The organism is Caulobacter endophyticus, from assembly GCF_003116815.1.
Lineage (GTDB): Bacteria > Pseudomonadota > Alphaproteobacteria > Caulobacterales > Caulobacteraceae > Caulobacter > Caulobacter endophyticus.
The window spans coordinates 43,274-62,117 of record NZ_QDKQ01000043.1; the positions used below are offsets into that span (position 1 = coordinate 43,274).

The 18,844-nt window shown below is 68.8% G+C and carries 19 protein-coding genes, 2 tRNA genes and 1 pseudogene; 5 read left to right on the plus strand and 17 right to left on the minus strand.

Annotation, left to right across the window (positions count from 1 at the left end; genetic code table 11):
- Positions 1–8: 8 nt before the first annotated feature.
- Complete coding sequence (gene rpe, locus DDF67_RS12420) at positions 9–668, minus strand: ribulose-phosphate 3-epimerase (protein ID WP_058348977.1); 660 nt, start codon at positions 666–668, stop codon at positions 9–11.
- Between the two features lie 83 nt (positions 669–751).
- Positions 752–2,035, minus strand: coding sequence for an RsmB/NOP family class I SAM-dependent RNA methyltransferase (locus DDF67_RS12425; RefSeq protein WP_109101204.1), 1,284 nt, complete (start codon positions 2,033–2,035; stop codon positions 752–754).
- A gap of 78 nt (positions 2,036–2,113) precedes the next feature.
- Between DDF67_RS12425 and DDF67_RS12430 the strand changes: the two genes are divergently transcribed.
- Positions 2,114–2,350, plus strand: a complete 237-nt coding sequence (locus tag DDF67_RS12430; protein ID WP_109101205.1) for a DUF1674 domain-containing protein — start codon at positions 2,114–2,116, stop codon at positions 2,348–2,350.
- Between the two features lie 271 nt (positions 2,351–2,621).
- Here DDF67_RS12430 and mscL read toward each other — a convergent pair.
- From mscL to aroA, 6 genes and pseudogenes are all read right to left on the minus strand, one after another.
- Positions 2,622–3,029, minus strand: a pseudogene (mscL, locus tag DDF67_RS12440) (large-conductance mechanosensitive channel protein MscL); the annotation flags it as partial.
- Between the two features lie 92 nt (positions 3,030–3,121).
- Positions 3,122–3,403 carry an integration host factor subunit beta gene (locus tag DDF67_RS12445; protein ID WP_109101206.1) on the minus strand — a complete coding sequence of 94 codons (282 nt, stop codon included), beginning with the start codon at positions 3,401–3,403 and terminating at the stop codon, positions 3,122–3,124.
- A gap of 87 nt (positions 3,404–3,490) precedes the next feature.
- Complete coding sequence (locus tag DDF67_RS12450) at positions 3,491–5,455, minus strand: DUF3857 domain-containing protein (RefSeq protein WP_109101207.1); 1,965 nt, start codon at positions 5,453–5,455, stop codon at positions 3,491–3,493.
- Between the two features lie 139 nt (positions 5,456–5,594).
- Positions 5,595–7,307 (minus strand): 30S ribosomal protein S1, encoded by a 1,713-nt coding sequence (rpsA, locus tag DDF67_RS12455; protein ID WP_109101208.1) that lies wholly within the window; start codon positions 7,305–7,307, stop codon positions 5,595–5,597.
- A 152-nt stretch (positions 7,308–7,459) separates the two neighbouring features.
- Complete coding sequence (gene cmk, locus DDF67_RS12460; RefSeq protein WP_109101209.1) at positions 7,460–8,092, minus strand: (d)CMP kinase; 633 nt, start codon at positions 8,090–8,092, stop codon at positions 7,460–7,462.
- A 3-nt stretch (positions 8,093–8,095) separates the two neighbouring features.
- On the minus strand, positions 8,096–9,436 hold the full coding sequence (gene aroA, locus DDF67_RS12465; protein WP_109101210.1) for a 3-phosphoshikimate 1-carboxyvinyltransferase: 1,341 nt from the start codon (positions 9,434–9,436) through the stop codon (positions 8,096–8,098).
- A gap of 117 nt (positions 9,437–9,553) precedes the next feature.
- Between aroA and DDF67_RS12470 the strand changes: the two genes are divergently transcribed.
- The 4 genes from DDF67_RS12470 (at position 9,554) to DDF67_RS12485 (ending at position 11,697) form a co-directional block, all read left to right on the plus strand.
- Positions 9,554–10,024, plus strand: coding sequence for a TIGR02300 family protein (locus DDF67_RS12470; protein ID WP_109101211.1), 471 nt, complete (start codon positions 9,554–9,556; stop codon positions 10,022–10,024).
- A gap of 213 nt (positions 10,025–10,237) precedes the next feature.
- Positions 10,238–10,313: transfer RNA gene (locus DDF67_RS12475), tRNA-Ala, on the plus strand.
- Positions 10,314–10,483: 170 nt separating this feature from the next.
- Positions 10,484–10,559 (plus strand) — tRNA-Ala (locus tag DDF67_RS12480).
- A 154-nt stretch (positions 10,560–10,713) separates the two neighbouring features.
- Positions 10,714–11,697: a mechanosensitive ion channel family protein gene (locus DDF67_RS12485; RefSeq protein ID WP_109101212.1), complete on the plus strand. Its 984-nt coding sequence runs from the start codon at positions 10,714–10,716 to the stop codon at positions 11,695–11,697.
- Here the strand turns inward: DDF67_RS12485 and DDF67_RS12490 are convergent.
- From DDF67_RS12490 to rfbB, 9 genes are all read right to left on the minus strand, one after another.
- The gene (locus tag DDF67_RS12490) at positions 11,624–12,799 is read right to left on the minus strand and encodes a trans-sulfuration enzyme family protein (RefSeq protein ID WP_109101213.1); all 1,176 of its coding nucleotides are present in this window, start codon (positions 12,797–12,799) and stop codon (positions 11,624–11,626) included. The two genes, DDF67_RS12485 and DDF67_RS12490, sit on opposite strands and share 74 nt — an antisense overlap.
- A gap of 16 nt (positions 12,800–12,815) precedes the next feature.
- Positions 12,816–13,121 (minus strand): type II toxin-antitoxin system RelE/ParE family toxin, encoded by a 306-nt coding sequence (locus DDF67_RS12495; RefSeq protein WP_109101214.1) that lies wholly within the window; start codon positions 13,119–13,121, stop codon positions 12,816–12,818.
- A complete protein-coding gene (locus tag DDF67_RS12500; RefSeq protein ID WP_109101215.1) occupies positions 13,122–13,379 on the minus strand; it encodes a type II toxin-antitoxin system ParD family antitoxin in 258 nt (85 codons plus the stop codon). It lies immediately after the preceding gene.
- 58 nt (positions 13,380–13,437) lie between these two features.
- The gene (locus tag DDF67_RS12505; RefSeq protein ID WP_109101216.1) at positions 13,438–14,838 is read right to left on the minus strand and encodes a pyridoxal-phosphate dependent enzyme; all 1,401 of its coding nucleotides are present in this window, start codon (positions 14,836–14,838) and stop codon (positions 13,438–13,440) included.
- An 84-nt stretch (positions 14,839–14,922) separates the two neighbouring features.
- Complete coding sequence (locus DDF67_RS12510; RefSeq protein ID WP_109101217.1) at positions 14,923–15,156, minus strand: hypothetical protein; 234 nt, start codon at positions 15,154–15,156, stop codon at positions 14,923–14,925.
- 153 nt (positions 15,157–15,309) lie between these two features.
- Positions 15,310–15,963: a fructose-6-phosphate aldolase gene (gene fsa, locus DDF67_RS12515; protein ID WP_109101218.1), complete on the minus strand. Its 654-nt coding sequence runs from the start codon at positions 15,961–15,963 to the stop codon at positions 15,310–15,312.
- 77 nt (positions 15,964–16,040) lie between these two features.
- Positions 16,041–16,916, minus strand: a complete 876-nt coding sequence (gene rfbA / locus DDF67_RS12520) for a glucose-1-phosphate thymidylyltransferase RfbA (RefSeq protein WP_109101219.1) — start codon at positions 16,914–16,916, stop codon at positions 16,041–16,043.
- Positions 16,913–17,797: a dTDP-4-dehydrorhamnose reductase gene (gene rfbD, locus DDF67_RS12525; RefSeq protein ID WP_233247638.1), complete on the minus strand. Its 885-nt coding sequence runs from the start codon at positions 17,795–17,797 to the stop codon at positions 16,913–16,915. Before rfbD ends, rfbA begins: the two co-directional genes overlap by 4 nt.
- Entirely contained in the window at positions 17,794–18,843 is a 1,050-nt protein-coding gene (gene rfbB / locus DDF67_RS12530) for a dTDP-glucose 4,6-dehydratase (protein ID WP_109101220.1), read from the minus strand. Before rfbB ends, rfbD begins: the two co-directional genes overlap by 4 nt.
- Position 18,844 lies beyond the last annotated feature (1 nt).

Consider the following 18,844-nt stretch of genomic DNA (forward strand, 5'->3'; position numbering starts at 1 on the left):
CGGTGGCGTCAGTCCCCTTTGAGGGCGCGAATGTTGGCGGCGTAGGCGTCCGGGCCGCCCTTGAACACCGCCGAGCCGGCCACCAGGGCCGTGGCGCCGGCCGCGACGCACTGAGGCGCGGTGACCGGGGTCACGCCGCCGTCGACTTCCAGGATGATGTCCAGGCCCTGGGCGTCGATCAGCTTGCGCAGGGCCTCGACCTTGCGCAGCTGGCCTGGGATGAAGCTCTGGCCGCCGAAGCCGGGGTTCACCGACATGACCAGCACCAGGTCGACGTCCTCGAGGATCCATTCGACGTGATCGAGGCTGGTCGAGGGGTTGAACACCACGCCGGCCTTGGCGCCCAGCTGGCGGATGCGCTTGAGCGAGCGGTGCAGGTGCGGGCCGGCTTCCGGGTGGATGCTGATGATGTCGGCGCCGGCCTCGCGGAAGGCTTCCAGGTACGGATCGGCCGGGCTGATCATCAGGTGCACGTCGAACGGGATCTTGGCGTGCGGCCGGATGGCTTTGACGATGTCGGGGCCGAGCGTGATGTTCGGCACGAAGTGGCCGTCCATGACGTCGACATGCACCCAGTCGGCGCCGGCCGCCTCGATGGCGGCGACTTCGGCCCCCAACTTGGCGAAGTCGGAGGCGAGGATCGACGGGGCGATGATCGGCGCGGTCATGGTGTCCCTAAGGTCGGTGTCTTTGAATTACCGGTCAAAGGCTCAAGCTACAAGCGAGTGGAGGCCAGGTTTGGCTCCCCGCTCTACTTGGCCTTTACGAAACGAGCCGCGAAGAAGCCGTCCTGGCCGCCTTCGCGGTGGTGAGGCAGCAGGCGCAGCGTCCCGCGGGCCGTCAGGCTGGCCTGCGGCGCGCCGCCCTCGCCGGCGGTCATCGGGGCCAGCGAGAACTCCGGGTGACGGGCCAGGAAGGCCTCGATCTGGGCTTCGCCCTCTTCCGGCTCCAGCGAGCAGACACAATAGACCAGGCGGCCGCCGGGGGCGGTGCGCTGGGCGGCGCTGTCCAGCAGGGCCGACTGCACGCTGGCCAGGCTGGCCACGTCGCCTGGGCGCGCAGCCCACAGCACGTCGGGGTGGCGGCGGAAGGTGCCGGTGGCCGAGCACGGGGCGTCCAGCAGCACGGCGTCGAAGGTGCGCGCGTCTGCCCAGGTCGAGGCGTCGGCGGCGACGACCTCGGCCTCCACCCCCATGCGGGCGAGGTTCTCGCCAACGCGCTTGAGGCGGGCGGCCGAGCGGTCGACGGCCACCACCCTGGCGCCGGCGGCGGCCAGCTGCAGGGTCTTGCCGCCGGGGGCGGCGCAAAGGTCGACGGCGGTCTCGCCGGATTTCACGTCCAGCAGGCGCGCGGGGATCGCGGCGGCGGCGTCCTGCACCCACCAGGTCCCGGCCTCGAAGTCGGGCCAGCCGGCGACGTCGCCGCGGCGGCGGGTGCGCAGGGTGTCGCCCGGCAGGATCTCGGCCTCAAGGGCTTCAGCCAGGGACGCCAGGTCGGTTCCCGGCTTCACCGAAAGGTCGGTGGCCGGTTCCTCGGCGACCACGGCGGCCAGGGCCAGGGCGTCGTCCTGCCCCCAGGCGCCGGCCCAGCGGGCGAACAGCCACGGCGGCACGAGAGTCGAGGGGTCATCGGCCGGTGCGCCGTCGCGCAGCAGTCCCCGCAGCACGGCGTTGACCAGGCCCTTGAACGGACGGCTGGTCTTGTTGGCGCCGGCCAGCTCGACGCTGGTGGCGACGGCGGCGAAGGCCGGCACGTCGAGGAAGAAGGCCTGAGTGGCCCCCAGGCGCAGCAGGTTGCGCACGCGCGGCGGCGGTTCGCGGCTGAGCTTGGCGGCCAAAGCCCGGTCGACTGGGCCGAGGCGGCGCAGGGCGGCCATGGCGAGGGCGCGCGCGAAGGCGCGCTCACGCGGCTCCAGGGCGCGGAAAGCGTTGGTCGTCGCGGCCTCGTCGAGGCCGCCGCGGCGCGAGAGAGCCGCGTCGAGTAGGGCGAGGGCCGCTTCCCGTGCGGGAAGGCCGTCGTTAAGTTCCTGAGTCACCGCCCCGCCGTGCCCCGCAATGAGCGCGAGCGCAAGCCCCTTGGATGATCCTTAGGCGCTTGCGTGCTATGAAAGCTCATGTCCGACGATCTTTCTTCCCCGTTTTCCGAGGTTCAGGACCCGGAACTGGCCCGCCTGGGCGCCGCGCCTGGCAAGGACCTGAGCCCCGCCGCCCGTCGCGCCCTGGAGGAAGCCGCCGCTCGCCGCGAGGCCGAGGCGGCCCTGGCGATGCCGACGGAAAAGGGGGGCCGCGACGGCCCCGAGCCCACGCGCTTCGGCGACTGGGAGCGCAAGGGCGTGGCGGTGGATTTCTGAGGACCAGATCCTCTCCCTGAAGGGGGAGGTGTCGGCGAAGCCGACGGAGGGGGACGTGATTGCTCCCTCCGGCGACGTCATCGACTTTAGCAGGATCTTCCCCCTCCGGCCCTACGGGCCACCTCCCCCTTCAGGGGGAGGATTTGGGAGCTCAAGCTTTCGGCTTGCGCGGAGCGGCCGGCTTCTTGGCCGGGGCCTTCGGCGCGGCGGCGGCCTTGGGGGCCGGCGCGGGCTTTGCGGCGGCGGGAGCCACGGCGGCGACGGCCGGCGTGGCCAGCAGGTCGCGGATCTCGGTCAGCAATTTTTCTTCCGGGGTCGGGGCGGGCGGCGCGGCAGGGGCCGGCTCGGCCGCGTCGGTGCGGCGGATCTGGTTGACCAGCTTGACCAGCAGGAACACCACCGCCGCGACGATGAAGAACTGGATCAGGGTGTTGATGAAGGCGCCATACTGGATCGCGACCTTCTCGATCGCCTCGGTGGCCGGATCTTCGGCGCGCAGCACCCATTCCAGCTTCGAGAAGTCGAGCCCGCCGGTCAGCAGGCCGATCGGCGGCATGATCACCTGGTCGACCAGGCTTTTGACGATGCCGTTGAAGGCCGCGCCGATGATCACGCCGACGGCCAGGTCGATGACGTTGCCGCGAGCGATGAACTCGCGGAATTCCTTGACGATGCTCATGCTGGGTCCCTCTCGACTGTCCCTCAGGGCTAACCGGAACGCCGAAAGGCTGAGCCGGTTCGCCCCCAGGGGCAAGAGAGTCGGCCGGCCGACTAGTCGGCGTTGAGGCGGGCGCGCAGTTCCTTGCCGCTCTTGAAGAACGGCACATGCTTGGCGCGGACGTCGACGGTCTCCCCGGTGCGCGGATTGCGGCCCGCGCGAGCCGGGCGCGAGCGCACCGACAGGGCCCCGAAACCACGCAGTTCGACGCGGCCGCCGGCTTCCAGGGCGTTGATCATCCGCTCGAGGATGACGCCCACCACGCGCTCGACGTCCTTCTGCGTCAGGTGCGGGTTTTCGTTCGCGAGCCTGGCGATGAGTTCAGACTTGATCATCGATATCCCCTGCGCCGAGGGAGCGGCGCGCCGCGACCTTTGCCCAAGCAGGCCGCAATCTTCAAGGAAAAGGTTGCGGGCCGTCCCTCAAAGACCCTTCGGCGCCCTGACGATCTCGACGTCGTAGGCGGCCTTGCGGATGGCGGCGTTGGCCGCCTCGACCTGGGCGAACGGCAGCTCGCGCGCCTCGCTGCGGGTCACCTTCTCGAAGCGGGCGACGCCGTCGACCACCTGGGCCGACTTGATCACGCGGTAGCCCGTGGCGGCGTCATCGCCGTTGGCGCCCTTGACGATGAAGCCCTCGCCCTTGTTCGGCAGCACCACCTCCATGGTCTCGCGACCGTAGGACGGATAGCGCAGGACGAAGGGCGCGTCGGCGTTGGGACCCGGTTCACGGCGCGGGAAGGTGGCGCCGCGGCCATCGCCGCCGCCCAGCTTCAGCTCGCGCACGCCAAGATCGTCGTTGAGGCGCCATTCCGGCGTGCCCGTGCCGGCCATCACGACCTTGAGCTCGCCGTCCTCGGTCTTGGTCCAGTCGACGGTCTCCAGCGTGATCCAGCTGGAGGACTTGGAGACGCTCTGCTTGAGCGCGCGTTCGACGTCGGCCTTGGGCGCGGTCTCCAGCGAGCGGTTGAAGGCCCGGGCCGCGTCGCCGCGCATCAGGATCTCGACCCGCACCGGCGCGGGCTTGTCGAGGCCGGCCGAGGCGTCGATGTGCAGCTTGGTCTCGGTCTGGGCCTCGGCCAGCGGCGGCTGCTCGATGGGCTCCAGCCCCGCGCCCTTGGCGCGCACCGGCAGGGCCCAGCGGAAGCCCGGCGGACGCAGCTGGTCCAGGCCGCCCTTGTCGCCCGAGCGCGTGCCATCGAGCCAGAAGCTTTTCCCGTCGATGCGGGCGCGCACGATGATGTGGTTGAACTGGCCGGCGGCGGCCACGCGCTCGTCCATGCCGTCGCCGCTGGTGGTCGAGACGATGGCCGGCTCGGCGTCGACGCCCAGGCCGCGCAGCAGGGCAAGCAGCAACACCGTCTTGCCCTTGCAGTCGCCGAAGCGTCGCGCCCAGGTCTCGTCGGCGGGCGCGGGGCGATAGCCGCCGTCGCCCATGCTGAGCGCCAGGTAGCGGGTCTTGTCCTCGACCAGCTGCAGGGCCGCGAAGGCCCGTTCCTTGGGGTCCTTGGTCTCCGCGGCGATGCGGGCGATCTCGGCCCGCACCGGCGAATCCGGCGCCAGTTCGGCGGCCTTGTCGTAGAGCGGGTGCATCCGCCGCGAGATCTCGGCCCAGTCGGCATAGGTCGAGGCCTGCAGCTCGCCCACGCGCTGGAAGCGCAGCGGCGCGCCGGTCGGCGCCTTGGGCGACTCGGCGTCGGCCAGATCGACGCTCAGGCGCGTGAAGCCGCCGGCCTTCGTCACCGTCGGCTGCGGGAATCCGGCGCCGGCCTTCCAGACCACCGGATTGTCCTGCGGCCATTCCAGCCGCACGCGGTAGCGGCCGATCTTGCCGCCCCAGCCCATGCGCTCGAAGGCCTGGCCGCGGTTGTCGAGCAGCGGTTCGGTGCGGTGGACGGTGTAGGCCCAGTCGACCACGTCGCCGACCTGCAGGTCCTTGATCTGGACGCTGGCGGTCAGGCGGCCGTCGAGCATGGCCCGTTCGAGATTGGTCTCGCGGCGGATGACCAGCACGTCCTTGCCGCCCTGCAGCAGGTCGATGACCTGGTCGCCTCGACGAATGGCCAGGGTGTGCAGCGTCACCGTTTCGGCGGTCGGGTTCCAGGACACCGAGCGCGAGCCGGAGCCCGCCAGGCCCTCGGTCTTTACGATGCGCACGACGCGGCGATTGTAGTAGGTCCCGCCCGAGCGCTCGAGGCGCGTCTGGCTGTCGTCGAGCAGCACCTGGGTGGCGGGGGTTTCGGGGCCGGGCTGGGCGGCCGGGATCGGGGCGACGTCCACCCAGGCGGCGGGGGCGGCATAGGCGGGCTTGTCGGCGGCGGCGGCGTGGCCGGCCCACATCGCGGCCACGGCGGCGGCTGGAAGAACCAGCGCGGAAGACTTGAACATGGGACGCCCCTGCCAACTACTCAGACAAGCGGGACCATACAATTCCAGGCAGTGCGGCCAAGAGTTCGCGCAAAAGAAAAACGGCGGTCGGATTGCTCCGACCGCCGCCTGTCTTCAGCTCAAGCCGTGAGACTGAAGCTTATTCCTTCGGCGCAGCGCGCTCGCGCAGAGCCGCGCCCAGGATGTCACCCAGCGAAGCGCCGGAGTCCGACGAGCCGAACTGCTCGATGGCTTCCTTCTCTTCGGCCATTTCCAGCGACTTGATCGACAGCGAGACGCGGCGAGCAGCCTTGTCCACGTTGGTGATCTGAGCGTCGACGCGGTCGCCCACGGCGAAGCGCTCGGGGCGCTGTTCCTGACGATCGCGCGACAGGTCCGACTTGCGGATGAAGGCGGTCATCGGGGCGTCGTCTTCACCGAAGCGGACTTCGATGCCGCCCGAGGTGACTTCCGTGACGGTGACGGTCACGGTCTGGTTCTTGCGGAAGGTGTCGCCCGACATCGGGTCGCCGGCCAGCTGCTTGATGCCCAGCGAGATGCGTTCCTTCTCGATGTCGACATCGAGAACCTTCGCCTTGACCACGTCGCCCTTCTTGTAGCGAGCCATGGCTTCTTCGCCGGCGACGCTCCAGTCGATGTCCGACAGGTGCACCATGCCGTCGATGTCGTTGTCGAGGCCGATGAACAGACCAAATTCGGTCGCGTTCTTGACTTCGCCTTCGACGGTCGAGCCGATCGGGTGAGCCTCGACGAAGGCTTCCCACGGGTTGGCCAGGGCTTGCTTCAGGCCCAGCGAGACGCGGCGCTTGGACGGATCGACGTCCAGGACCACGACGTCGACTTCCTGCGAGGTCGACACGATCTTGCCGGGGTGGACGTTCTTCTTGGTCCACGACATTTCCGACACGTGCACCAGGCCTTCAACGCCGGCTTCCAGCTCCACGAAGGCGCCGTAGTCGGTGATGTTGGTGATGCGGCCGGTGAACTTGGCGCCGACCGGGTACTTGGCTTCAACGCCGTCCCACGGATCCGACTGCAGCTGCTTCATGCCGAGCGAGATGCGCTGGGTGTCCGGGTTGATCTTGACGATCTGGACCTTCACGGTGTCGCCCACGGCGAGCACCTGGCTCGGGTGGTTGACGCGCTTCCAGCTCATGTCGGTGACGTGCAGCAGGCCGTCGATGCCGCCCAGGTCGACGAAGGCGCCGTAGTCGGTGATGTTCTTGACGACGCCTTCGCGGATTTCACCCTCTTGCAGCTGCGACACCAGTTCGGTGCGCTGCTCGGCGCGGGCTTCTTCCAGGATGGCGCGACGCGAGACGACGATGTTGCCGCGCGGACGGTCCATCTTCAGGATGGCGAAGGGCTGTTCCTTGCCCATCAGCGGGCCGACGTCGCGCACCGGACGGATGTCGACTTGCGAGCCCGGCAGGAAGGCCGAGGCGCCGCCGAGGTCGACGGTGAAGCCGCCCTTCACGCGGCCGACGATCGCGCCCATGACGGGTTCGTTCTTGGCGTAGACGCCTTCCAGGCGGGTCCAGGCTTCTTCGCGCTTGGCCTTTTCGCGGCTGATCACCGCTTCGCCCATGGCGTTCTCAAGGCGCTCGAGGAAGACTTCGACGGTGTCGCCGACCTTGATGGTCGCCTTGCCGGCTTCGTCGACGCCGAATTCCTTCAGCTGGACGCGGCCTTCGGTCTTCAGACCGACGTCGATGATCGCGAAGTCCTTCTCGATCCCAACGACCTTGCCCTTGACCACGGAGCCTTCCGCGAAGTCGCGGCCGCCCATGGAGTCGTTGAGGAGCGCTTCGAAATCGTCGCGCGTGGGGTTGAAGCTCATATCGTCAGCCATGCTGATCTAAGGTCTCTGGGTTGTGGGAAGCCCTGTGACGAGCGCCGTCGGATGACGGTTCTCGGGATTCCGGGTGATAGGATTTTTCTGATGCGTCCGTCGCGTCCTGAAGCGGCGGCGAGGCGGGCGTTAGATTAGCCCTTGGAGTTTCCTCACCGGGCGCGCGCCGTCTCGACGATGCGGAGAGCCGCATCGAAGGCCTGGGATATAGTCATTTCCGACGTATCAAGCAAGATAGCGTCCACAGCCTGGGTCATGGGCGCGTCCTTGCGGCCGCCGTCGCGCTCGTCGCGCTTGCGGATATCGGCCAGGATCTCTTCGAAGGTGACGTTCTCGCCCTGGCCGGTCAGCTGCTTCCAGCGACGGTCGGCCCGGACCTCGGCGCTGGCGGTGACATAGAGCTTGGCGCGCGCCTCGGGGGCGATGACCGTGCCGATGTCGCGACCGTCCAGCACCGCGCCGTCCTGCTGGCCCGCGAACTCGCGCTGCAGGTCGAACAGGGCCGAGCGCACGCCGGGGTGCACGGCCACGCGGCTGGCGGCCTCGCCGGCGGCGCGGGTGCGCACTTCGGGGCGCTCCAGTTCGGCCAGGTCGAGGCCCCGTGCGGCGGCCTCGGCCGCCGCCGGATCGTCGAGATCGCCGCCGGCGTCCAGCAGGCGCACGCCGACCGCGCGGTACAGCAGGCCGGTGTCGAGCATCGGCAGGCCGTAGTGGGCGGCCAGGCGCGAGGCGATCGTGCCCTTGCCCGAGGCGGCGGGGCCGTCGACGGCGATCACGAAGCCCATGGATCAGGCCTCGACGATCGAGCCGCCCAGGCCCGTCATCAGCGACACGAAGCCGGGGAAGCTGGTGGCGATCATCCCCGGCTCGTCGATCTCGACCGGCTCCTGGGCGGCCAGGCCCAGGATCAGGTGGCTCATGGCGATGCGGTGATCGCCGTGGGTGATCACCTTGCCGCCGCCGCGCACCGGATGGTTGCCGCCCTTGGTCCCGACCACGGTCATGCCTTCGGGCTCTTCCTCGACGGTGACGCCGCAGGCCGCGAGGCCCGCCGCCGTCAGGGCGATGCGGTCGCTTTCCTTGACCCGCATCTCGCCGATGCCGCGCATGACGGTCGGGCCGTCGGCGAAGGCGGCCGCGACGGCCAGGATCGGGTATTCGTCGATCATCGCCGGCGCCCGCTCGGGCGGCACGACGACGCCCTTGAGCTGGGAGTAGCGGGCGGTGATGTCGCCGACGTCCTCGCCGCTCTCGACGCGCACGTTCGAGATGGTCAGGTCCGCGCCCATTTCCTGCAGCGTGGTGAAGAGGCCGGTGCGCAGCGCGTTGAGCATCACGCCCTCGACGGTCACTTCCGAGCCGGGGACGATCAGGCCGGCGACCAGCGGGAAGGCAGCCGAGGACGGGTCGCCCGGCACCTGCACATGCGTGCCCTTCAGCTTCTGGCCTTCGGGCAGGCGCACGTGGCGGACGACATGGTCGCCACTTGGCTTGTCCTCGACGATCACCTCGGCCCCGAAGGCGCGCAGCATGCGCTCGGTGTGGTCGCGGGTGGCTTCCGGCTCGATCACCTCGACGCCGCCCTCGGCGTGCAGGCCGGCCAGCAGCACGGCCGACTTCACCTGGGCCGAGGCCATCGGCAGGGTATAGACGAGGCCGCGAAGGGCCCCGCCCTTCAGGGTCAGGGGCAGGCGCCCCTTGTCGCGGCCGAACCAGGTGGCGCCCATGCGGGCCAGCGGGTCGAGGACCCGGCCCATGGGGCGGCCGCGCAGGCTGGCGTCGCCGGTGAAGGTGGAGCACATGGCGAAGCCTGCGGCGGCCCCCATGATCAGGCGCACGCCGGTGCCGGCGTTGCCGCAGTCGATGACGTCCGAGGGCTCGGAAAAGCCGCCCTTGCCTTCGACGCGCCAGCGGCCGACGCCCTCTTTCTCGACGCGCGCGCCGAAGGCCTGCATGGCCCGCGCGGTCGCCAGGACGTCGTCGCCTTCCAGCAGCCCCTCGATGGTGGTGGTGCCGCTGGCCAGGGCGCCAAGGATCATCGAACGGTGCGAAATGGACTTGTCGCCAGGCGCCCGAACCGTACCGCGAAGGGCTCCGCCCGGAGCGCTCTTCAATCCAGCCGTGGTCATGCCGAAACCGGCTCCTTGCAACATAGGTGTTTCGCGAAGGGGTTTGCTTTTGACAGCGGCCTCCCGTCATGGCAAGTCAGCCGCCGCTTTTCCCATCAGGATCAAAGGGTCGCCGCCTTGGCTAATCCCGACTTGGGCGCAAAACAAATCTGCCCCAACTGCCAATCGAAGTTCTACGACCTCAACCGTCGTCCGGCTGTCTGCCCAAAGTGCGGCGAACAGTTCGACCCGGAAGAGGCCCTGAAGTCGCGCCGTGTCCGCGCCCGCGCCGTCACGCCGGACTACGACGCCGACGACGAGAAGGAAGCCCCGGCTCCCAAGGAGCAGGACGGCTACGAGGACGAAGTCGACGAAACCCCGGAAATCGACGAGGCCGCCGAGGCCGACGTCACCGAGGGTGACGACGAAGACGGCGATCCGACCGCCGAGCCGTCGCCGGGCGGTGACGACCTGGGCGTCGACTTCGCCGAGGACGAAGACCTGGCCGACGAGGACGGCGACGACGTTCCGTTCCTCGAGGACGAAGACGAAGACGATCTCGGCGACGAGATCGAAGGCCTGCCGGACGGCGAAGACGACGACCGGTAAGCTCTGGAATTCCCGGGGGCGGAGCGATCCGCCCCCGGATTTTCGGGTTCTCCACAAGGCTTTGGCCGACCCCCGAAAAAAAGTTCGCCGAGGGGGTTGATCCCGCAAAAACCTCGGCATAGGTTCCGCGCCTCTTCGGAGGGCAGCCACTCGGAACCGCCGGAGAGACTAAGGAATTCGACGGAAAGTCTTCGTGATTTTCCATAGAGCCTTGGGGCTATAGCTCAGCTGGTAGAGCGCTTGAATGGCATTCAAGAGGTCAGCGGTTCGACTCCGCTTAGCTCCACCAAGACGGCCGCTTCCCTAAAGGGAGCGGCCGTTTCCATTTTTGGAAGCCTTCGAAGACTTGCTGGAAAACTTGCGCCTCCGCCTGATGGAGGGGCTTGATCCCGGAAAGGCCTCGACATAGTTTCCGCGCCTTCCCGGGCGACCATCCGGGGACCAAGGCTCCAGAGCCTCGGGGCTATAGCTCAGCTGGTAGAGCGCTTGAATGGCATTCAAGAGGTCAGCGGTTCGACTCCGCTTAGCTCCACCAAGACGGCCGCTCCCCTAAAGGGAGCGGCCGTTTCCATTTCCGGACCAGACTTGGCAGCGCTCGCGGGCCGGGCGCGGGCGCCTCGACGCCTCAGGGAACGAACCTGCGCCGCGTGTCGTTGACCGGCCGGCGCGGGGGCGCCATCGAGAGTTTCATGAGCAAGCCGACCATCGTACCCGAAGACCTGTCCCTGCCGTCCATCGCCAACATCAAGGCCGACGAAACCATGTTCGGCCATTTCATCGACTGGCTGGGCAAGATCGCCGTCAATCTGGTTGTCGCCGCGATCATCCTGGTGGTCACCTTCTGGGCCGCCGGCTGGCTGGCCGGGGTGGCCAAGCGGGCGCTGGGACGCGTTCACCGCACAAACCCCGACCCGACCCTGGAAAGCTTCGTCTCGTCGCTGGTGCGCTACGCCATGGTCGCCATCGGCCTGGTGGCGGTGCTGCAGCAGTTGGGCGTGCAGGCGACCTCGATCATCGCCGTGCTGGGCGCGGCCTCGCTGGCCATCGGCCTGGCCTTGCAGGGCGCGCTGTCGAACGTGGCGGCCGGCGTGATGATCCTGCTGTTCCGCCCCTATCGCGTCGGCGACGTCATCGAGACCGCCACGCGCCAGGGCACGGTCAAGTCGCTGGACCTGCTGTTCACCGAGATCTCGACCCCCGACAACGTCAAGGTGATGATCCCCAACAGCAAGGTGTTCGGCGACGTCATCCTCAACTATTCGACCCACCGCACCCGCCGGGCCGACGTGCTGTTCAAGGTGCCGCTGAAGACCGACCTGGTGCTGGTGCTGCAGAAGATGCGCGAGCGGGCCGAGAACGACCCGCGGGTGCGCAAGGAGCCGGCCCCGATGATCGAGGTCACCGACCTGTCGGAGGTGTTCGCCCAGGCCGCCATCCGCGTGTGGACGGCCAAGGAGGACTTCGGCCCGGTCAAGACCGACCTGATGCTGGCCGCCCACCTGTGGGCCGAGGACCCGACGCGGGAGCTGCCGCCCCCGCGCAAGTCGAACGCCCCGGATCCGTCGCCGTCCATGCCCGGCGACAAGGACCATCACCTGTTCAGGCTGAAAGCGCCGCGGAAAGGTCGGAAATCAGGTCCGAGCAGTCCTCAATCCCCACCGAAAGCCGGATGAGGGTGTCGCTGATCCCCAGCGCCTTGCGCTGATCGGCCGGAATCGAGGCATGGGTCATGATCGCTGGATGCTCGATCAGGCTCTCGACCCCGCCCAGGCTTTCGGCCAGGGTGAAGAGGCGCGTGCGCTCCAGCACCCGGCGCGCGGTGGCTTCGTCGCCCTTCAGCTCCACCGAGATGATCCCGCCGAAGCCGCCATGCATCTGGCGGCGGGCCAGGTCGTGCTGCGGGTGGCTGGCCAGGCCCGGATAGATCACCCGCTCGACGTCCTTGCGGGTGGACAGCCACTGGGCGATCTCCAGCGCGCTGTCGCAGGCCCGCTGCATGCGCAGGGCCAGGGTCTTGACCCCGCGCAGGGCCAGGAAGCTGTCGAAGGGGCCTAGCACCGCCCCGACCGCGTTCTGCAGGAACCTCAGCTTGTCGATCAGCTGCGGGTTGTCGCCGACCACGGCCACGCCCGCGACCACGTCGGAGTGGCCGTTCAGGTACTTGGTGGCCGAGTGCATGACGATATCGAAGCCCAGCTCCAGCGGCCGCTGGACGTAGGGGCTGGCGAAGGTGTTGTCGGCCACGGTGATCAGGCCGCGACGCTTGGCCAGGGCCGCGATGGCCTCCAGATCGGCCAAGCGCAGCATCGGATTGGTGGGGGTCTCGACCCAGATCATCTTCGTCTCGGGACGGATCGCCGCCTCGATGGCCTCGGGATCGCCCATGTCGACGAAGCTGAAGGTCAGGCCGGCCGAGCGCTTCCTCACCTTGTCGAACAGCCGGAACGAGCCGCCGTAGAGGTCGTCGCTGGCGATCACGTGGGCGCCGCTGTCGAGGATCTCCAGGATCGTCGAGGCCGCCGCCAGGCCCGAGGCGAAGGCGAAGCCGGCCGTGCCGCTTTCCAGGTCGGCGATGGCCCGCTCGAAGGCGAAGCGAGTGGGGTTGTGGCTGCGGCTGTACTCGAAGCCCTTGTGCTCGCCCGGGCTCGACTGGACATAGGTCGAGGTGGCGTAGATGGGCACCATCACCGCGCCGGTGGTGGGATCGGGGAACTGGCCGCCATGGATCGCGCGGGTGGCGAAGGCCAGGCGGTTCTTGCCGGGAATGTCGGTCATGCGGTCTCGACGTCGGTCAGAGGGATTTGAGAGCTTCGGCCAGGTCGCGGGCACCGTGCAACACGCGCGCGATGACAGGTGGATTTCGGGACGGATCGTAGGCCAGGACGTAGGGAAAGCCCCGCAGCCTTAGCAGTCGATAGGGCGGGCGGACGATGTCGGGCTGTTCCTGGCCAAGATGGGGGTTACGGCCCAGGGCGTCGGCCGCGGCCAGAAAGGTTTCCATCAGTCTCAGGGCTGCGCGCGGACTATCACCGGAAATCCAGGTCGAGGCGGCGAGAAGCTCGCGCCTGGCCTGGGGCGCGACCGCCGCCGGCGGCATCTATTTCACGGTTTCCCTGGAGGTCGCCTCGATAGCGGCCTTCATTTCCGCCGCGATCTCGGCGGCGGTGAAGCAGCCCTCGCGGTCGGCTTCGGCCATCGCCTGGTCGAGCGAGTCGCTCAGCCGCGCGCGCCGTTCCTCCTGCTCCTGGAGCAGGGTGAGGGCGGCCCTCACGACGTCGCCGACGTTCTCGTAGCGACCGTCGGCGACGCAATCGCGGGCGAACTGCTCAAGATCGGGCTTCAGAGTGACTTCCATGACCGGACCTATCTTCCAGCCGCCAGCATGACTCCGCGAGAACATTTCCGCAACGTCCTCACGCCTCCAGCCGCAGGTGGTTGATCAGGTCGACGCGGGTGATGACGCCGACGAACTCGTCGCCGTCGACGACCAGGGCCACCTCGTCGCGGTCGAAGACGTCGGGCAGGGCCTCGACGCCCTGGCTGGCCTGCAGGGTGTTGACCTCGCGGGTCATGGCCTCGGCGACCGGGGTCTTGAAGCGGGCGGTACGATGCTCGTCACGGCCCTCGACGGCGGCCAGTATGTCGCTCTCGTCGAGGATGCCCACCAGCTTGCCGTGATCGACCACCGGCAACTGGCTGATGTCGGACGAGCGCATGCGGTTGTAGGCGGTCATCAGGGTGTCCTGCGGGCCGATCGCGACGACGCCGCCGTCGGCGTAGCGCTTGGCGATCAGGTCGCGCAGGTCCCCGTGCAACTCACGCTGGTCGAAGCCGTGCGCGGCCAGCCACATGTCGTTGAACATCTTGGTCAGGTACTTGGCGCCGGTGTCGCAGACCAGGGTCACGACCCGCTGGGGCTGCGTCTGCTCGCGGCAGTACTTCAGGGCCGCGGCCAGCAGGCAGCCCGACGACGAGCCGGCCAGCACGCCTTCCTTGCGCAGCAGCAGGCGGGCGGTGTCGACGCTCTCGCGGTCGCTGATCGAATAGGCCTTGGAGACGAAGTCCATCTGGGCGTTGTCGGGGATGAAGTCCTCGCCGATGCCCTCGACGATCCACGAGCCGGCCTCGCCATAGGTCCCGGTCGCCACGTAGTCGCAGAGGATCGAGCCGACCGGGTCGGCCAGCACCATCTTCGTCTTGGGCGAGGCCTTGGCCAGGAAGCGGCCGATGCCGGTCAGGGTGCCGCCCGAGCCGACGCCCACGACCACGGCGTCTACGTCGCCGCCCATCTGGTCGAGGATCTCCGGGCCGGTGCCGGTCTCGTGGGCCAGCGGGTTGGCGGGGTTGGAGAACTGGTTGACGTAGATCGCGCCGGGGATCGACTGGGCCAGGGTCTGGGCCATGTCCTGGTAGTATTCGGGGTGGCCCTTGCCGACGTCGCTGCGGGTCAGGCGCACGTCCACGCCCATGGCCCGCAGGTGCAGGATCTTCTCGCGCGCCATCTTGTCGGGGACGATCAGGATCAGCTTGTAGCCCTTCAGCGTCGCCACCTGGGCCAGGCCCAGCCCCGTATTGCCGGCGGTGGCCTCGATGATCACGCCGCCGGGCTTGAGGCTGCCGTCAGCCTCGGCCGCCTCGATCATCGAGCGGGCCACGCGGTCCTTGATGGAGCCGCCGGGGTTCTGGCTTTCCAGCTTGAGGAACAGCCGGCAGGGCCCGGTATCAAGGTTACGCACCTCCAGCATCGGCGTGCGGCCGATAAGGTCGAGCGCGGAACCGGCGACCGAGGGAAGGGCGGATTTGGGGTCGTTCATGGCGCGACTCCGCGACGGGAAGAAACGATCTCCCTGTCTAACGCCCAAAATCGGAAACGGGAACGCCGTTCTGACGCGGCGGCGTCAGGCCCCGGCGGCGGCCAGGCGGTCCATCCGCCACTCGCGCGCGAACTTCGCGCCGACGCCGACGTCCTCGAACACCACCTTGCGGCGCTCGAGGCCGAGCTCGGGGGTGTTGTGGATCATCACGAAGGGAAAGTCATTGCTGGTCAGGAAGCTCTGCACGAAACGCGAGAACCGCACGGCTTCCTCGGCGGAGGCCAGGCAGATGTCGATGGCGATGTCGGCGGCTTTCATGGGCCCGCTCCTCAGAACTCGAGGTTTCCTGACCCTAACGCGCCAATTCGCGTTTGCGAACCACCTTCGCGGCCGCAAAAAGAAACGGCCCCGGACGAATCCGAGGCCGCGCCTTATGCCGCAACGGGTTGCGGCGATCACAAAATCGTCGAACTACAGGATCGACTGGCCCGTGCTGGCCCAGTCCTTCAGGAACTGTTCCAAGCCCTTGTCGGTCAGCGGATGCTTGAACATGTCGCCGAACACCGACGGCGGGATGGTCACGACGTCGGCGCCGACCACGGCGGCTTCCTTGACGTGGGCGGTGTTGCGCACCGAGGCGGCCAGGATTTCGGTCTCGTAGCCGTAGTTGTCGTAGATGGCGCGGATGTCGCGGATCAGGTCCATGCCGTCGAAGCCGTAGTCGTCCAGGCGGCCGATGAACGGCGAGACGTAGGTCGCGCCGGCCTTGGCGGCCAGCAGGGCCTGGGTCGGCGAGAAGCACAGGGTGACGTTGGTCTTGACGCCCTCGTTGGCGAAGTGGCCGCAGGCGATCAGCCCGTCGCGGGTCAGCGGCAGCTTGATCACGACGTTCGGGGCGATCTGGGCCAGCTTGGCGCCTTCGGCGATCATGGCGTCGGCGGTGGTGGCGGCGACTTCGGCGCTGATCGGGCCAGGGACCAGGTCGCAGATCTCGGCGATGACTTCGAGCATCGGACGGCCCGACTTGGCGATCAGGGTCGGGTTGGTGGTCACGCCGTCGATCAGGCCGGTGGCGGCGAAGTCGGCGATGACCTTGGTGTCGGTGCTGTCGAGGAAGATCTGCATGGCTCTGCGCGCGGGCCTTGTTGTTGTGGAGGAATTGGCAGCCGGTTTAGCCCCTCGGACGCCGCCGCGCCAGGGTTTCAGATCTCGCCGTCGGCGAGCTGGCGCAGGTAGCGATGATAGCCCGTCTTGGGGGTCTCGCCGGCCAGGGCCCGCAGTTGCCGGGCGTCGATGAAGCCCATCTGGAACGCCACCTCCTCGACGCAGCCGATCCGGAAGCCCTGGCGCAGCTCGATGGCGCGCACGTACTCGGAGGCCTCCATCAGGGAGTCGTGGGTGCCGGTGTCGAACCAGGCGTAGCCGCGGCCGAGCCGCTCGACCGTCAGGTCGCCGGCGTCGAGATAGGCGCGGTTGACGTCGGTGATCTCAAGCTCGCCGCGCGCCGAGGGCTTCAGGCTCCGCGCGATGGCCGGCGCCCGGCCATCATAGAAGTAGAGGCCGGTCACCGCGTGCCGCGAGCGCGGCTTGGCGGGCTTTTCCTCGATGCTGAGCGCGCGGCCGTCGGGGCCGATCTCGACCACGCCGTAGCGTTGGGGATCCACCACCGTGTAGCCGAACACCGTGGCGCCGGACGGACGCGAGGCCGCGGCGCCGAGGAGATCGGGAAAGCCCGCGCCGAAGAAGATGTTGTCGCCCAGCACCACGGCGCTGTCGGCCCCGTCGAGGAAGTCCTCGCCCAGGATCAGGGCCTGGGCGATGCCGTCAGGCGAGGGCTGGGGCTTGTATTCGATCCGCAGGCCAAGATGCGCCCCATCGCCCAGCAGCCGGCGGAAGGCGGTCTCGTCATGCGGATTGGTGACGATCAGGATTTCGCGCACGCCGGCCAGCATCAGCGTGGTCAGCGAGTAATAGATCATCGGCTTGTCGTAGACCGGCAGCAGCTGCTTGCTGACCGCCAGCGTCAGTGGCGCCAGGCGGCTGCCCGATCCGCCGGCGAGAATGATCCCGCGCCTCATGCGTCCAGTCCCTCGGCGATGATCTCGTCTGCGGCGCGCGCGACGGCGCTCGCCCATGGTTCCGCTTGCCAGCCGAAAACGGCGGAAACCCGGCCGTTGTCGAGCGCGCCGTTGAGGGGGCGCGCCGCCGGCTCGGGAAAGTCGCGCTTGGCGATCGGCGACAGCGTCGCCCGCGTCAGCGGATCGCGGGCCAGGGCGGCGGCGGCCAGGTCGTGGCGCGAGGTCGCGCCGGCGTTGGTGAAATGGAACAGGCCGAAGGCCGGATCGCCGGGCGCTGCGCTCACCCATCGCGCGGCTGCGCCCAGGATGAAATCGGCCAGGGCTGCGGCGTCGGTCGGACAGCCGTACTGGTCGGCGACCACCCGCAGCTCGTCGCGGCTGCGGCCCAGCTGCAGCATCGTGCGCACGAAGTTGCGGCCAAAGCGCGAGAACACCCACGAGATCCGCAGCACCACGCCCTTTTCCCAGGCCAGCACCGCGCTCTCGCCGTCCAGCTTGGTGGCGCCGTAGACCGACAGCGGATGGGGCGCGTCGTCCTCCCGATAGGGGCGGTCGAGGGTTCCGTCGAACACGCAGTCGGTCGACAGGTGAACGAGCGGCAGGCCGCGCGCGGCGCAGGCCCGGGCCATGGCGGCCGGCGCCAGGGCGTTGGCGGCGCGCGCCGCCTCGGGTTCGGCCTCGGCCCTGTCGACCAGGGTGAAGGCGGCGCAATTGAGCACCAGGTCGCAGTCGGCGCCGGCGATGGCGGCCTCGACGGCCGCGGTGTCCACGAGGTCGACCTGGGCGCGCGACAGCACGGACAGAGCGGCCCGGCCAGGGGCGGCGGCGATCATCGCCTGCGAGACCTGGCCCGTGGCGCCGAACTGCAGGATGCGGATCATGCGGTCACGCCCAGGCGCTGGCCGGCGAAGCCCTTGGCGCGCAATGCGTCCCACCAAGCGTCGTTGTCGAGGTACCAGCGCACGGTGCGTTCCAGGCCCTCCTCGATGGTCATGGCCGGCGACCAGCCCAGATCGCGCTGCAGCTTGCCCGCGTCGATGGCGTAGCGGCGATCGTGAGCAGGGCGGTCGGCGACGTAGGTGATCAGGTCCTCGCGCGGCGTGTTGCCGGGACGGACCTTGTCGAGCGCGGCGCAGATCGCGCGCACCAGATCGATGTTGGCCCGCTCGGCGTCGCCGCCGATCAGATAGGTCTGCCCCGGCGCGCCGGCGTCCAGCACCCGCAGCAGGGCGCTGGCGTGGTCCTCGACATGCAGCCAGTCGCGGACCTGGCGGCCATCGCCATAGACGGGGATGGGGCGACCGGCCAGGGCGTTGAAGATCACCGTGGGGATCAGCTTTTCCGGATGCTGGCGCGGGCCGTAGTTGTTGGAGCAGGAGGTGACGATCACCGGCAGGCCGTAGGTGCGCCCCCAGGCGCGGGCCAGCAGGTCCGAAGCGGCCTTGCTCGACGAATAGGGCGAGGTCGGGTCGATCGGCGAATGTTCGTCGAAGGGGGCGTCGTCCGGGCCGAGCGCGCCATAGACCTCGTCGGTGGAAACGTGGACGAACCGGAAGCGCGCCGCGCGTTCGGCGTCGAGGCGGCCGTAGTGGGCGCGGGCGGCCTCAAGCAGCACGGCCGTGCCCATGACGTTGGTCCGAACGAAAGCCAGCGGTCCGTCGATCGAGCGGTCGACGTGGGATTCCGCGGCCAGATGCAGCACCGCGTCGGGGGCGTGCCGCTCGAAGATCGTCGCCACGGCCTGAGCGTCGGCGATGTCGGCCTGTTCGAAGGCGTAGGCCGGATGGGCTTCGACCTCGGCTAGATTGGCCAGGTCGCCGGCATAGGTCAGGGCGTCGACATTGACGACGGCGTGGCCGGCCGCCAGGGCGCTGCGGACCAGGGTCGAGCCGATGAACCCGGCGCCGCCGGTGATCAGGAGTTTCAAG

Bases quoted from the DNA above. Each gene is read 5' to 3' on its own strand.
- rpe (WP_058348977.1), bottom strand. From the start codon at position 668: ATGACCGCGCCGATCATCGCCCCGTCGATCCTCGCCTCCGACTTCGCC.
- DDF67_RS12430 (WP_109101205.1), top strand. From the start codon at position 2,114: ATGTCCGACGATCTTTCTTCCCCGTTTTCCGAGGTTCAGGACCCGGAA.
- DDF67_RS12445 (WP_109101206.1), bottom strand. From the start codon at position 3,403: ATGATCAAGTCTGAACTCATCGCCAGGCTCGCGAACGAAAACCCGCAC.
- DDF67_RS12450 (WP_109101207.1), bottom strand. From the start codon at position 5,455: ATGTTCAAGTCTTCCGCGCTGGTTCTTCCAGCCGCCGCCGTGGCCGCG.
- rpsA (WP_109101208.1), bottom strand. From the start codon at position 7,307: ATGGCTGACGATATGAGCTTCAACCCCACGCGCGACGATTTCGAAGCG.
- cmk (WP_109101209.1), bottom strand. From the start codon at position 8,092: ATGGGCTTCGTGATCGCCGTCGACGGCCCCGCCGCCTCGGGCAAGGGC.
- aroA (WP_109101210.1), bottom strand. From the start codon at position 9,436: ATGACCACGGCTGGATTGAAGAGCGCTCCGGGCGGAGCCCTTCGCGGT.
- DDF67_RS12485 (WP_109101212.1), top strand. From the start codon at position 10,714: ATGAGCAAGCCGACCATCGTACCCGAAGACCTGTCCCTGCCGTCCATC.
- DDF67_RS12490 (WP_109101213.1), bottom strand. From the start codon at position 12,799: ATGACCGACATTCCCGGCAAGAACCGCCTGGCCTTCGCCACCCGCGCG.
- DDF67_RS12495 (WP_109101214.1), bottom strand. From the start codon at position 13,121: ATGCCGCCGGCGGCGGTCGCGCCCCAGGCCAGGCGCGAGCTTCTCGCC.
- DDF67_RS12500 (WP_109101215.1), bottom strand. From the start codon at position 13,379: ATGGAAGTCACTCTGAAGCCCGATCTTGAGCAGTTCGCCCGCGATTGC.
- DDF67_RS12505 (WP_109101216.1), bottom strand. From the start codon at position 14,838: ATGAACGACCCCAAATCCGCCCTTCCCTCGGTCGCCGGTTCCGCGCTC.
- DDF67_RS12510 (WP_109101217.1), bottom strand. From the start codon at position 15,156: ATGAAAGCCGCCGACATCGCCATCGACATCTGCCTGGCCTCCGCCGAG.
- fsa (WP_109101218.1), bottom strand. From the start codon at position 15,963: ATGCAGATCTTCCTCGACAGCACCGACACCAAGGTCATCGCCGACTTC.
- rfbA (WP_109101219.1), bottom strand. From the start codon at position 16,916: ATGAGGCGCGGGATCATTCTCGCCGGCGGATCGGGCAGCCGCCTGGCG.
- rfbD (WP_233247638.1), bottom strand. From the start codon at position 17,797: ATGATCCGCATCCTGCAGTTCGGCGCCACGGGCCAGGTCTCGCAGGCG.